14 protein-coding genes are annotated in these 12,985 nt (G+C 69.4%); 10 read left to right on the plus strand and 4 right to left on the minus strand.

All coding sequences use genetic code 11. The features are described from left to right. Positions 1–69: 69 nt before the first annotated feature. Together CNO20_RS16590 and CNO20_RS16595 are read right to left on the minus strand one after the other, a co-directional pair. Positions 70–948, minus strand: a complete 879-nt coding sequence (locus CNO20_RS16590) for an amidohydrolase family protein (RefSeq protein ID WP_101297241.1) — start codon at positions 946–948, stop codon at positions 70–72. A gap of 108 nt (positions 949–1,056) precedes the next feature. Then, positions 1,057–2,283, minus strand: a complete 1,227-nt coding sequence (locus CNO20_RS16595; RefSeq protein ID WP_101297242.1) for a CaiB/BaiF CoA transferase family protein — start codon at positions 2,281–2,283, stop codon at positions 1,057–1,059. A gap of 258 nt (positions 2,284–2,541) precedes the next feature. Between CNO20_RS16595 and CNO20_RS16600 the strand changes: the two genes are divergently transcribed. The 4 genes from CNO20_RS16600 to CNO20_RS16615 all read left to right on the plus strand — a co-directional run bounded on the left by CNO20_RS16600 (position 2,542) and on the right by CNO20_RS16615 (position 6,592). After that, on the plus strand, positions 2,542–3,549 hold the full coding sequence (locus CNO20_RS16600; RefSeq protein WP_199174896.1) for a TAXI family TRAP transporter solute-binding subunit: 1,008 nt from the start codon (positions 2,542–2,544) through the stop codon (positions 3,547–3,549). A gap of 7 nt (positions 3,550–3,556) precedes the next feature. Next, positions 3,557–4,048 (plus strand): DUF1850 domain-containing protein, encoded by a 492-nt coding sequence (locus CNO20_RS16605; RefSeq protein ID WP_101297244.1) that lies wholly within the window; start codon positions 3,557–3,559, stop codon positions 4,046–4,048. Continuing rightward, a complete protein-coding gene (locus tag CNO20_RS16610; RefSeq protein WP_101297245.1) occupies positions 4,045–6,030 on the plus strand; it encodes a TRAP transporter permease in 1,986 nt (661 codons plus the stop codon). Before CNO20_RS16605 ends, CNO20_RS16610 begins: the two co-directional genes overlap by 4 nt. A gap of 226 nt (positions 6,031–6,256) precedes the next feature. Continuing rightward, a complete protein-coding gene (locus tag CNO20_RS16615) occupies positions 6,257–6,592 on the plus strand; it encodes a HalOD1 output domain-containing protein (protein ID WP_101297246.1) in 336 nt (111 codons plus the stop codon). Positions 6,593–6,939: 347 nt separating this feature from the next. On the opposite strand, the gene CNO20_RS16620 is transcribed toward CNO20_RS16615, so the two are convergent. After that, positions 6,940–7,578 (minus strand): helix-turn-helix domain-containing protein, encoded by a 639-nt coding sequence (locus tag CNO20_RS16620; protein ID WP_101297247.1) that lies wholly within the window; start codon positions 7,576–7,578, stop codon positions 6,940–6,942. Between the two features lie 84 nt (positions 7,579–7,662). Between CNO20_RS16620 and paaA the strand changes: the two genes are divergently transcribed. The 6 genes from paaA to CNO20_RS16645 all read left to right on the plus strand — a co-directional run bounded on the left by paaA (position 7,663) and on the right by CNO20_RS16645 (position 11,985). Beyond that, the gene (gene paaA, locus CNO20_RS16625; RefSeq protein WP_101297248.1) at positions 7,663–8,607 is read left to right on the plus strand and encodes a 1,2-phenylacetyl-CoA epoxidase subunit PaaA; all 945 of its coding nucleotides are present in this window, start codon (positions 7,663–7,665) and stop codon (positions 8,605–8,607) included. 2 nt (positions 8,608–8,609) lie between these two features. Next, on the plus strand, positions 8,610–8,936 hold the full coding sequence (gene paaB, locus CNO20_RS16630; protein WP_101297249.1) for a 1,2-phenylacetyl-CoA epoxidase subunit PaaB: 327 nt from the start codon (positions 8,610–8,612) through the stop codon (positions 8,934–8,936). After that, positions 8,933–9,760, plus strand: coding sequence for a 1,2-phenylacetyl-CoA epoxidase subunit PaaC (gene paaC, locus CNO20_RS16635; RefSeq protein WP_101297250.1), 828 nt, complete (start codon positions 8,933–8,935; stop codon positions 9,758–9,760). The genes paaB and paaC overlap by 4 nt, the downstream gene beginning before the upstream one ends. Further along, positions 9,757–10,209 (plus strand): 1,2-phenylacetyl-CoA epoxidase subunit PaaD, encoded by a 453-nt coding sequence (gene paaD, locus CNO20_RS16640; protein ID WP_101297251.1) that lies wholly within the window; start codon positions 9,757–9,759, stop codon positions 10,207–10,209. Before paaC ends, paaD begins: the two co-directional genes overlap by 4 nt. A 2-nt stretch (positions 10,210–10,211) precedes the next feature. After that, on the plus strand, positions 10,212–10,376 hold the full coding sequence (gene paaE, locus CNO20_RS23090) for a 1,2-phenylacetyl-CoA epoxidase subunit PaaE (protein WP_332889012.1): 165 nt from the start codon (positions 10,212–10,214) through the stop codon (positions 10,374–10,376). Between the two features lie 181 nt (positions 10,377–10,557). Continuing rightward, positions 10,558–11,985, plus strand: a complete 1,428-nt coding sequence (locus CNO20_RS16645; RefSeq protein ID WP_101297252.1) for a glycosyltransferase — start codon at positions 10,558–10,560, stop codon at positions 11,983–11,985. A gap of 91 nt (positions 11,986–12,076) precedes the next feature. On the opposite strand, the gene CNO20_RS16650 is transcribed toward CNO20_RS16645, so the two are convergent. Continuing rightward, complete coding sequence (locus CNO20_RS16650; protein ID WP_101297253.1) at positions 12,077–12,889, minus strand: mycofactocin-coupled SDR family oxidoreductase; 813 nt, start codon at positions 12,887–12,889, stop codon at positions 12,077–12,079. Between the last annotated feature and the right edge of the window lie 96 nt (positions 12,890–12,985).

Here is a 12,985-nt window from a genome sequence, read left to right on the forward strand (position 1 = left end):
CAGACCGAGGGTGCCGAGGCCCGCGGATCGTGGTCACTCACGCTTCACGGATCGAGGGGGTCCGCCGCCTCACAGGTCGAGGAACGCCTCGGCGTTCTCCCACAGCAGCTTCCGCTGGGTCTCCTCGTCGTAGTCGGTGTACTCCGCGAACTGCTCCAGCCACCGACCCGGTCGGATCATCGGGTAGTCGGTGCCGAACATCACCTTGTCGCGGAGGACCGTCCCCGCGTAGTGGAGCACCTGCTCGTCGATGTACTTCGGAAGCCAGCCCGACAGGTCCATGTAGACGTTCCCCTTCTGCTGGCAGATCGCAAGCTGCTCTCTCTCCCACGGGAACGCCGGGTGGGCGATGAGGATCCGCAGGTCGGGGTGCTCGGCGGCCACGTCGTCGATCAGCATCGGATTACCGTGCTTGACGCGCAGGCCGCGCCCGCCGGGGCTGCCCGCGCCGAGCGTCGAGTTCCCGCCGTGGAAGATCACCGGGACGCCGAGCCCCTCGATGGCGTTCCACAGCTCGTCGTGTCGCGGCGAACTCGGATCGAACCCCTGGGCGATCTGCTGGAACTTGAACCCGGAGAGGTCGAGGTCCTCGACGCAGCGTTCGGCCTCCTCGACGCAGTCGCCCTTCAGCGGATCCACGCTCCCGAACCCGACGAAGAAGTCGGGGTGTTCGTCGCGCACCTCCGCGACGTAGTCGTTCGGGACCGGCGGGTTGCCGGTGTTCGTCTCGGCGTCCCAGCCGAGGAGGACGGCGCGGGCGACGCCGGCCTCGCGGTACTCCGCCAGCATCTCCTCGTAGTCCCACGTCTCCATCTCCGCGCCGAACTTCCGGGCGGCGTCCCGCATCATCTCCCCGCCGGCGTCGTGGAGGAACTCGCTCGTCGGCTGGTGGGCGTGGGTGTCGATCGCGCGGGGGCCGTCCTCGGCGGCGAGGGCTTCGGGGAGCATGTCGAGTATCTCGGCCGGGAACGACAAAAACGTAGCCGCCGGGGGTGTCGTGATCGCCGTCGCGGGCGACGGCACCGGCCGCGACCCGCAGACGACGCCGTTCGCGTCTCAGATGACGCCGTCCTCGCGCAGCCGTTCGATCTCTTCGGCCGCGTAGCCGCGCTCGCGGAGGACCGCCTCGGTGTGCTCGCCGAGCAGCGGCGGGTGCCGGCGGATCGTGGCGGGCGTCCGCGAGAAGAACATCGGGCTGCCGGGCATCCGCACCTCCCCCGCGGTCGGATGATCGACCGTCCGGAGCATCCCCCGCGCCTCGACCTGCGGGTGCGAGAAGACGGCCTCCATGTCCTTCACGTCGCTGGCGGGGACGCCGTGGTCCTCCAGCGCGTCGAGCGCCTCCGCCGTGTCCATGTCGGCCAGGATCGGCTCGACGATCCGGTCCAGGGCGTCCCGGTTCTCGACGCGGTCGGCGTTGGTCGCGAAGCGCTCGTCGTCGGCGAGGTCCTCGCGGCCGAGCGCCGCGCAGAAGCGCGGCCAGATGTTCTCCGAGGAGACCGCGACCACGACGTACCCGTCGGCCGTCTCGTACGCCTGGTAGGGGGCGATCGTCGGGTGCTTGCTCCCCATCCGGCCGGGCGACTCGCCGGTCGCGAAGTAGTACGAGGCCATGTACGTCATCCACGCGACCTGCCCGTCGAACAGGCTCACGTCGACCTTCTGGCCGGTCCCGTCGCCCAGCTCCCGCTCGAACAGCGCCGCGAGGATCGCCTGCGTCGCGTACATCCCCGCGCCGATGTCCGCGAGGGCGACGCCGACCCGGACCGGCGGACCGCCCTGCTCGCCGGTGATGCTCATCAGCCCGCCCTCGGCCTGCATCATCACGTCGTAGGCGGGGCGGTCCTTCGCGGGACCCCACTCGCCGTACCCCGAGATCGCGCAGTAGACGATGCCGGGGTTCTCCCCCCGGAGGTGCTCGTAGTCGAGTTCCCACTCGGCCATCTTCCCGACGCGGAAGTTGTGCACGAGGACGTCCGCCTCGCGCGCGAGGTCGCGGAACACCTCGCGCCCCTCCTCCGAGGCCAGGTTCAGCGTGACGGAGCGCTTGTTCCGGTTGACGCTGACGTAGTAGGCGCTCTCGCCGGAGTCGCCGTAGGTGGGCGGGTGCCAGCCGCGGGTCTGATCGCCGACGCCCGGTCGTTCGACCTTGATCACCTCCGCGCCGAGGTCGCCCAGTTGCATCGTGCAGAACGGTCCGACGAGCACGCGGGACGCGTCGAGAACCGTCACCCCCGACAGCGGCCCCGACTCGCCGGACGGCTCGCGGGCTTCGCCGACCATTATCCGAGGCGGGCGGGACGCCGTGTGCGCCGCGCTCCGTCGCCGCCGTCGTCGCGCGATCCGTTGCGATCGAACATGCGGTTTTCTCCGAAGTAGCGCCGCATAACGTTTCGCCCTCCGGAAGGATCGAAGCGCGCTCGCTCCGGACGGTCGATCCCGCGGGATCTCTCGACGCGTCGAGGGGGAAATTCTATTCGCACTTACAGTATTTAATCCCGTATTCAATATCCTTATCAACAATGATTGATACGGAGTGGTATGGCGCGTGAAAGTGGCACACGGAGCATGGACAGGCGTGCGTTCGCGAAGGCGACGGGTGCGGCCGCGCTCGCCGGGCTGGCGGGCTGCGCAGGCGGCCCCGCCGGCGCGGGCGGCGACGGCGACGGCGGCGGTGGCGGCGGGCCCACCTTCGTCACCATCGGAACCGGCGGGACGGGGGGCGTCTACTACCCGCTCGGCGGCGGGATGGCGGACATCCTCAACAAGAACCTCGACGGGGTCGAGGCGTCCGCCGAGTCCACCGGCGCGAGCGTCGAGAACTGCCGGCTCGTCGCAAACGAGGAGATGACGATGGCGCTGGCGCTCGGCAACTCCGTCCTGCTCGCGGTCAACGGCGAGGGGGACTTCGACGAGGCGCTGCCGCTGTCGGCGGCGTTCGGCGCGTACCAGAACGCGACGCAGGTCGTCACGCTGCGGAACAAGGACATCGAGTCGATCGCCGACCTGAAGGGAAAGCGCGTGAGCGTCGGCGCGCCCGGCAGCGGGACGGAGGTCATCGCCGAGGAGCTGCTCAACTTCTACGACATCACCTACGACGACATCGACGAGCAGCGCCTCTCGTTCAGCGAGACGGCGAGCGCCCTGCAGGACGGCCAGATCGACGCCGGCTTCTGGAGCGTCGCCTACCCGGCGTCGTCGATTCAGGACCTCGCCAGCCAGCGGAACATCCGGCTGATCGACTTCCCCGACGACGAACTCGGCGAGATCACGAGCCAGTTCGACTACTACGTGAAGGGGACCGTCCCCGGCGGGACGTACAAGGGGCAGGACGAGGACGTGAACGTCCCGGCCGTGACGAACACGATGATCGTCCGGGAGGACATGGACGAGGACCTGCTCTATCGTGTCGTCGAGGCGATCTACGGGAACCTGGATCAGCTCGCGGAGGTCCACCCGGCGGCGAACCAGTTCGAAGGTGCCGCCCGCGCCGCGCCGATCGACCTGCACCCCGGCGCGAAGAAGTACTTCGACGAGGCGGGCCTGTAGGGTCGAGATGCGCCGACGCCGGATCGCCGCGGCCGTCGTCGCGCTCTCGCTCCTCGCGGGGGGGATCGCGGACGCGACCGTCCTGCTGCTGCAGGATCCCCGGACCGGCGAGACGCTCGGCGTCGAACGGGTCGGGGAGGGCGACCGGTTCGCGATCCACTACGTCCACTCGTTCGATAAGACGCCGATCCGCGAGGTGTACGAGGTCCGCGGAGCGACGATCGTGCAGATCCGCGAGGAGTACCGGTACCACGCGATCGGCCTCGAATACACGGAGGGGAACCAGACCCGCGAGGGGAACTTCACCGTGCTGCGCATGGAGCGACGGTTCGACGCGTTCACCGTCCGCGTGGCGAGGTACACCAACCAGACGCTCGTCCTCGACGGGGAGAGACGCCCGCTGCCGGCGTACACGGACCGCTGGAACTCGATCCGGTTTTCGGTCCGCCGCGTGAGCTACCTCGATTACCTCAGATTGCGGCTGGAGACACACCTATGACCGACACGACACAAACCGACTACGAACTGCAAGACGCGGAGGATAAACCGGGAAGAACGCTGCGCGGCCGAACGCGGCTGATCGCGCTCGCCGTCGCGGTCGTCGCGGGGGCGTACCACATCTACGTGGCGGGGTTCGGGAGCCCCGGCGCGTTCGTCAACCGCCCGCTGCACCTGGCCGCGATAGCCGTGCTGGCCCTCCTGTACTTTCCGGCGCGCGAGGCGGATCGGGACCGCGTCCCCTGGTACGACTGGGCGCTGATCGGGATCGGCGTTCCGAGCGTCCTGTACCTCACGTACGCCGTCCGATACGGCGGGCTCGCGCAGCGCTCGGGCGACCCGCTCGCGATCGACCTGGTGTTCGGCGGCATTGCGATCCTGCTCGTGCTCGAAGTCACCCGTCGGGCGACGGGGCGGGCGCTACCGATCATCGGCCTGGCGTTCCTCCTGTACGCCTACTACGGGCGGCTGATGCCGGGGCCGCTCATCCACCGTGGCTACACGATCGAGCGGATCGTCGCGCACACCTACCTGACGACGGAGGGAATCTTCGGCATTCCGCTCGGCGTCAGCGCGACGTTCGTCGTCGTGTTCATCATCCTCGGGGCGTTCCTCGAAGCGACCGGCATCGGCGACTGGTTCATCGACCTCGCGTACGGCGCGACCGGCCGGAGCACCGGCGGGCCGGCGAAGACCGCCGTGCTGTCGAGCGGATTCCTGGCGAGTCTCAACGGGAGCGCCGTCGCCAACGCCGCGACGACGGGCGCGTTCACCATCCCGCTCATGAAGCGAACCGGGTTCAGGGACCGGTACGCGGCGGCCGTCGAGGCGGCCGCGTCGAGCGGCGGGCAGATCATGCCGCCGGTGATGGGCGCGGGGGCGTTCATCATGTCGGCGTGGACCGGGATCAGCTACGTCACGATCATCGCGGCGGCGGCGGTTCCGGCGCTCCTGTACTTCCTGAGCGTCGGCGCGGCCGTCCACTTCCGCGCGAAGCGGGAGGGGCTGGAGGGGCTCAGCCGATCCGAACTCCCGGACCCGCGGCACCTGCTCGGGACCGGCGCGCACTACCTGCTCCCGATCGTCGCGCTCGTCGCCATGCTCGTCCTCGGCTACTCGGCGATGTTCGCCGCGTTCGTCGCCATCGCGCTGACGGCCGTCGTCTCGATCCCGCTCGGGGCCGCGCGGACCTTCGTACGGGCGCTGACGGAAGGGGACGCCGAAACCGCGTCGCGGCTCGCGCGCGCTGCCGCGATGACGGCCGTCGACGCGCTCGACCGCGGAATGCGCATGACCGTCGTCGTCGCGGCCGCGTGCGCGACGGCCGGTATCGTCGTCGGCATGGTGACGCTGACGGGACTGGGTCTGGAGTTCAGTTCGCTCATCGAGTCGGCGTCCGGCGGCGTCCTCCTCGTCGCGCTCGCGCTGACGATGCTGACCTCGATCGTCCTCGGGATGGGGCTGCCGACGACGGCCGCCTACGTCGTGCTCGCCGCGCTCGGCGCGCCGGCCCTCGTCGGCCTCGGCGTCGAGACGCTCGCGGCGCACCTGTTCATCTTCTACTTCGGCATCATCAGCGCCATCACGCCGCCGATCATGCTGGCGGTGTTCACGACGAGCAGCATCGCCGAGTCGGACCCGTGGAAGACCGGCCTGACGGCGGTGAACCTCGCGGCCGCGGGCTTTCTCGTGCCCTACCTGTTCGTGTTCGGGCCGGAGCTGCTCCTCATCGGCTCGCCGACGGACATCGCCGTCGGCGTCGGCACCGCGCTGATCGGCGTCGTGGCCCTCTCGGGGGGAACGCAGGGGTACCTCTACGCCCCGACGCACGTCGTCGAACGGTTCATCCTCGTCGCCGGCGCGGTGGTCCTCATCGCGCCCGGAGTGACGACGGATCTGATCGGGCTCGGACTCATCGCCGTCGTGTTCCTCCGGCAGTACGTGACCGGAAAGCGGGGGATCGCGGCGACGCCCGCGAACTGAGCGGTCGACCGGTTTCGGGTCCTCCCGAGACGATCGGTCCCCCGCCGTACTGTCCGAACCGGAGACCCGTTCGACGCCCGTACTCTCCGGCTTCGGTGGCGGAATTCTCCTTGGACGCGCTACCTGTTTAGGGAGGCCCGGGAAACTCGGAGACGATCGAGGCAATGGTTCGACAACGGTCCGACGACGCGGCCGTAGGTAGCCGCGAAAGACCTACTCGCACGTCATGACGTCACCGACCCGAGACAGGAGCGGCGGCGGGCGCTACTCGTCGACGTATCTGGCCTCCTTCGACCCCTCGAAGGAGTACGAACCCTCGCTCGCCGTTCTGCGCGCGATCGCGGACCTCACCGGGACGAGCATCGAAGAGTTACCCTGCATAGACGACGCCGTCGACTCGGACGCGCTCAACGCGCTGTTTTCGGCCAGCGGAACCGAGGACTTCACCGGATCGCTCACGTTCCGGTGCTGCGGATTCGACGTAACGGCGACCAGCGACGGCGACCTCACGCTCTCGTCCCGGGACCGCGACTCGTCCCGGGAACGCCGACGGGGCGACTGACCGGCGCAAAAAACGGGCGAAAAGGAGCGCAGAGCGTCTCGAGCGGGGTATCCGAGGACGCAGCCGAAGACGAGGTACAGCGGGACCGCGCCCGCGACGAGGGAGGCACCGAGCGCGAACGGGGTGACCGCGGGTCGGGGTGACCGCGGGTCGCTCCGAACCGTCGCCGAACGCGGCGACGAAGGCGGAGGGTAACGCGACTGCGTCGGGGCGTCGACGGCCACCGATGCCTGCCGTCGTCGCCCGAAACGGCTCCGCCGTTTCGCGATCACGAGAGACGCGCGTCACGCGTACTCGGCTTCCGCGCGCTCTGGACGCGCTTTCGCACCGCGAAGTAGCGGTGACGCTCAAACGAACACTTGCGCGAACAGCCCCGACTGCCCGCGACGCAGACGCTCTAAAAACGCCGTCTTGCTGATTCCCAGCTCGGACGCCACCTCGGCCGCCGTCGCACCGCGCGGGACCGAGAAGTACCCCATCTCCAGCGCCGCCCGCAGCGCCTCCTCCTGCGCGGGCGTCACGTTCCACCGCCCGGCGGCCGCCTTTTCGCCCTCCGGCCCCAGCGGGTACAGGCGCTCCAGCCTGACGCCGACGGCCTCGCCGGCCGCTTCGAGCACGCCCTGGAGCACGTCGTACCCGACGACCGCGCCGGTGTGGCGCTCGACGCCGTCGCGGTAGGTCAGCGTCTCGGCCATGAACCCGACGTTCGTCAGCTCGTGGACGACGCACGGGCGCTTCGACAGGCAGCGGTAGACGTCCCGCCCGTCCGCGGCCGAGCGGTGGAGGTAGCGGAGGCGCCCGTCGGCGTCGAGCGCCGCCGCGAGATCGTCGCTCTCGGGCGCGGTGAACCGGAGGAGCGCGTAGCCGTCGTCGCGGAGCTGCGGCGGTTCGCACTCGACCGCGACGCCCGCCTCCCGCGAGGCGACCGCGAGCGGGCAATCGTCGCCCGTCACCCGGAATTCGACGACGAGACACTCGTCGATCATCACCTCCCTCACGTCGCGAACAGTATATAAATGCATTCCATGGACGGGCCAATCGGTATGCGGACGTATTTGTAACTATCTTCCATGGACCTCGACACCGTCAAGACGGAGGCCGGACCGAGGCGGTTCAGCCCCAAGGACGACATGCCCGAGGAGTACCGCAAGGCGGCAACGCGGATGATCCAGTTCCACGCGAACTCGGAGGTGATGGGCGGGTACCTGGAGAAGCCGTTCATCCGGCAGGCGCCGAGCCTCGATCGCAAACTCGCGTTCAGCGCCAAGGTGCAGGACGAGATCGGCCACGCGCAGCTCCTGTACCGGGCGGCCGAGACGCTCGGCGTGAAGACGCGCGACGAGATGCTCGACGAGCTCGCGGCGGGCGAGGGGAAGTTCCTCAACTGCTTTCACTACCCGATGACCGACTGGGTCGAGACGCCGATGATCGCCTTCTTCGTCGACGGCGCGGCGATGCGCCGGCAGGCGACGCTGAAGAGCACGAGCTGGCAGCCCTACGCCCACGCGATGGACAAGGTCTGCTTCGAGGAGGGGTTCCACGTCAAGCACGGCGAGGACATCCTCCGCGAACTCATGTCCGGCCCGAAGGCGACGCGCGAGCGCGTCCAGGAGGCCTTCGAGGAGTGGTGGCCGCGCATCCTCCAGTTCTTCGGCCCGGTGAACGAGCAGAGCACCCACCACGGGTTCGCCTCGGAGGTGGGGCTGAAGACGATGGCCAACGACGAACTCCGGCAGGCGTTCCTCAACGCCTACATCCCGAAGGCCGAGAAGTACGGCCTCGAAATCCCCGACGAGCCGCGGCTCATCTACCACGAGGACGAGGGCCGCTACGAGGTCGTCGAGGAGGACCTCGACTGGGACGAGTTCTGGACCGTCGCGAAGAACGACTACGAGGGCAGCGACGAGCAGATCGGCTCCCGTCGGCGGCGCCAGGAGGCCGTCGAGTGGGTCCGGAACGCCATGGACAGCTGGGAGAGCGCGAGCGCGGGCGCGGCCCCGCAGGCGGCCGATTGATCATGATCTGGGAAGTGTTCAGACAGGAGAAGGCGGGCGGCTACCACACGCACTGCGGCAACGTCCACGCCCCCGACCGGGAGATGGCGGAGCTGTTCGCGCAGATCCAGCACGGGCGGCGGATGAAGACCCACAGCCTGTGGGTCGTCCCGCAGGGCGAGATCAGCGAGGTCGACGACGAGCGGGCCCACTTCGGCGGGACGACCGACAAGGCGTACCGCTGGGCGATGACGTACAACCGCGTGGACGGGAGCTTCGCCCGCGAGGTCGCCGAGTCGGAGGCCGAACAGCGCGAGGCCGCGCGGAAGCGCAAGGAGGCGCAGTCGTGACGTCGACGCTGGGCCCCGACGACCTCGGCGACCGCGAGCGCGGGGCGGTCGAGGAGCTCCTGTTCCGGCTGGCGGACGACGAGTTCGTCGCCGCCGAGCGGTACACCGAGTGGCAGATCTACGCGCCGTCGCTCGAATCTGACCTCGCGCTCGCCAACATCGCGCAGGACGAACTCGGCCACGCCCGGCTCTGGTACGACCTGCTCCAGGAGTTCGGGTACGCCGAGCCGGACCTCGTCTGGGAGCGCGACCCCGCGGAGTGGACGCACTCGACGCTCGTCGAACTCCCCTTCGAGGAGGGCGACTGGGCGGACGTGATCGTCCGGAGCTACCTGTACGACACGGCCGAACACCTCCGACTGGAGGCGCTCGTGGGCACGAGCTACGCGCCCATCGCCGACCGGGTCGGCAAGGCGATCGCGGAGGAGAACTACCACCGCGAGCACGCCCAGAGCTGGCTGGAGCGGCTGGCCGGGGATCCCGGATCCGAGAGCCACGAGCGCGTCCAGGCCGCGCTCGACCGGCTGTTCCCCCACGCGCTGACGCTGTTCGAGCCTGGACCGCGCGAGGACGACGTCGTCGACCTCGGGTTCCGGACCGAGACGCTCGACGACCTCCGGACGGAGTGGTTCGAGATCGCGATCCCGTACCTCGAGTCGCTCGACCTCGACGTGCCGGACCCCGAGGAGACGGCGCTTCCCGAGCCGGTGGGTCGCGACGGCACCCACACCGACGCGTGGTTCGAGCTGTACGAGGAGTTCACGCACACGTACGAGGACCTCGGGAGGCCCGAACCGATCCGGCTCCGGGGTGAGGGCGCGTGAGCGCCGACGACGAGGTCGGGTTCGAGCCCGCGCCCGACTCTGAGGCGTGCGCCTACACGGACTACGCCCGCGGCGACGCCCCCGAGGAGTACCCGAAGACCGGCGAGGGCGCGACGGGCGCGGAGCGCGAGATCTGGGACGCCCTCTACGAGGTCGAGGACCCCGAGATGCCCGTGAGCGTCGTCGACCTCGGGCTGATCTACGGCGTGCGCGTCGAGGACGCGGCGGCCGCCGGAGCGGACGGCAAGCGCGCGGTCGTCGAGATGACGCTCACGTACACCGGCTGCCCGGCGCGGGAGATGCTGCTGAACGACGTCCGGTGCGCCGCGATGACCGCGGGCGACGTCGACGACGCCGACGTCCGCCTCCGCTACTCGCCGCCGTGGAACGTGAACATGGTGACCGAGCGCGGCCGCGAACGGCTCCGCGACTTCGGCCTGAGCGTGTGACCATGCGGTTCGACCCGAGCACCGCGACCGGGGGCGACGCGACCGGCGCGGAGTGCCCGTACTGCGGCTCGACGAACACCGTCCGCGACCACCCGAAGGGTCCCGGCCTCTGCCGGTCGATGCACTACTGCGAGGACTGCGAGCAGCCCTTCGAGAAGTTCGGCTGATCGGACGCGCCGGACCCGACGGCGAGAGGCGGCGGAGTCGAGGTGGTCACCCGCCGACGGCAATTAGATTGATGCGCGTCTCCCCCGTTTTCGCGGACATGAGTCCTCGCGGATCGAATGCGGCGGTCGGTGTCGAGCGCGACGGGCGGGAACGCCGGATCCGACTCCCCGACGAGGAGCCATGAGGGTACTTCTCGCCCCCGAGGTGTACCGCCCGGACGACCTGAGCGCCAACGGGACCGTCAACGACCTCGTCACCCTGGTCGAGCAGTGGCTCTCCCTCGACGACTCGCTGCACGTCTACTGGCTGCTCCCGCCCCGCGAGACCGCCGGCTACGGGGCGGGAGACGTGCGCGCGGACCGCGAGCGGGTGACGCTCGTCGAGGCGGAACCGTTCATGCACGGCGACGAGCGGGAGTACCTGTTCACCGAGGGAGGGTACAGCCGGGATCAGCTGTACGCCCTCGACCGCCGCATCTTCGACCGGGACGCCTACGTCGACGTCGCGATCGACGGCCACCGGACCGGCCGCGCGACGCTCTACAAGTGGCTCCTGGAGGGCTCGGATCACTGGGCCGCGCAGGTCCGTCCGTTCGACGTGATCGCGGACGTCCACGACCTCCAGCTCCCGTTCAAATACCGGTGGTGCCCGTACCGCAACGACTACCAGTTCCGGATGGAGGTCTGTCGGGCGCTCTTCGCCGACGGCGTCTGGTTCAAGGCCGGCGTCGACGCCCGCGAGCTCAGAAAGCGCGCGACGGCGTTCCTCCGCCCCGACGCGGTCGAACCGGCGCTCGCGGACGCGGTGGAGACGGGCAGCCCGGTCGACTTCTCCGCGTACGACGAGACCTACGCCGACCGCCCCGAGTGGCTGCACCTCGCCGGCTCGCTGTGGGACAAAAAGCGGACGGACCGGCTGATCGGGCTCTCGCGGACGCTCCGCGAGCGGTTCGGAATCCGGACCGTCATGACGAGCATGGAGGAGATTCCGGACGAGTACGGGGCGCTCGACTGGGTCGAGGCGCACCCGAACGCCGACCGCGAGACCTACGAGCGCGCGCTCGGCCTGGGGGACCTCGCGGTCTGCGCGAGCGAGTACGAGACGATGGCGCGGACGCCGTTCGAGCAGGCCGCCAGCGGCCAGGTGCTGATCCTGCGGGACGAACCCTGGATCCACGACTGCGTCCCGGGGGACTACGCGCTCGCCGGGGCGGTCGACGAGCTCGAAACCCTCGCGATCCGGGCGGTCGAACACTGGGACGAGGCGGTGGCGGAGAACCGCCGGCTGGTCGAACGCGTGACGCGCGTCCGATCCCCGGAACGGGCCGGGAGGGTGACCTACGAGGACCTCGCGCGCCGGGTGGAATCGAAGCTGGAGGCGTTCGATCGGGGTGAGCTACCCGGGCCCGCCGGGCGACTGTTCGACGACCTGACGGCGGATCGGGTGCGGCTCGACGCGCTTTTCGAACGGAGCGCGTCGTACACCGACGACGGCCGACCCGTCACCGAACTGGAGTCGGTAGCCCTCTCCGACCTGGTGTACGCGCTCCGGTCGCTCGGGTACGTGGACGTCGGCAACGCGGGGACGCCCGTGTTCGAGCGGGCGTGACCGCGGACCGATAGCGGTCGATCGAAGGCGGCCGACGGGAGATAGATGGGCGGTCGACCGAGTGGGGCCGCGCCCGCCGGGATCGCGGGAATCAGACGGCGGTGGCTCCCGCGGCGACGGGGAGCGCGATTCCCGTGACGAACCGCGCGTCGTCGCTGGAGAGCCACATGAACGCCGCGCTCACGTCCTCGGCCTGGATGATGTCGCCGAGAACGTTGTCGGGGCCCGACTGCTCTGCGATCTCGGCGATGTCGTCGTCGATGGTCTCGACGATGCCGCTCGTCATCGCCGTGTCCACGGCGCTCGGGCACACCGCGTTCACGGTCACGTCGTGCGGCGCGAGCTCCATCGCCAGCGTCTTCGTGAGCCCGATGACGCCGTGCTTCGCGGCGGTATAGTGACCCAACCCCGGCGAGGAGGCCATCCCCGCGACGGAGGACGTGTTGACGATCCGGCCGCCCCCGCCGCGCTCGATCATGTGGCGCCCGACGTGCTTGGCGCACAGCCACATCCCCTTCAGGTTCACGTCGAGCGTCGCGTCCCACGTCGCCTCGTCGAGGTCCATGAGCCCGGACACCGGCGCGATGCCCGCGTTGTTCGCGAGGATGTCGATCCGGCCGAACTCCGAGAGCGCCTCCTCGACGGCGTACTCGACCTCGGCCTCCTTCGAGACGTCCATCTTCACCGCGAGGGCGTCTCGCCCCCGCGATTCGACCGCGTCGACGGTTTCTGCGAGCTCCTCCTCCCCCGAGAGCTCGTACTTCGATTCCTCGGTCGTCTCGCAGATGTCCGTGACGACGACGTCCGCGCCGTTTTCGGCGTACGACACGGCGTGCGAGCGCCCCTGTCCGCGGGCGGCGCCGGTTACGAACGCTACTTTCCCGTCGAAGTCGTATTGAGCCATGTAGACACCTCGTCTACAGCCACGGAGAGTGACGGTAAAAGCACTTGACAGGTATATGCAAGCGCACTCGTTTTGCGGAACCGGCGCGTCGTTTCG

It is taken from the genome of Halegenticoccus soli (assembly GCF_002844195.1).
GTDB classification, from domain to species: domain Archaea; phylum Halobacteriota; class Halobacteria; order Halobacteriales; family Haloferacaceae; genus Halegenticoccus; species Halegenticoccus soli.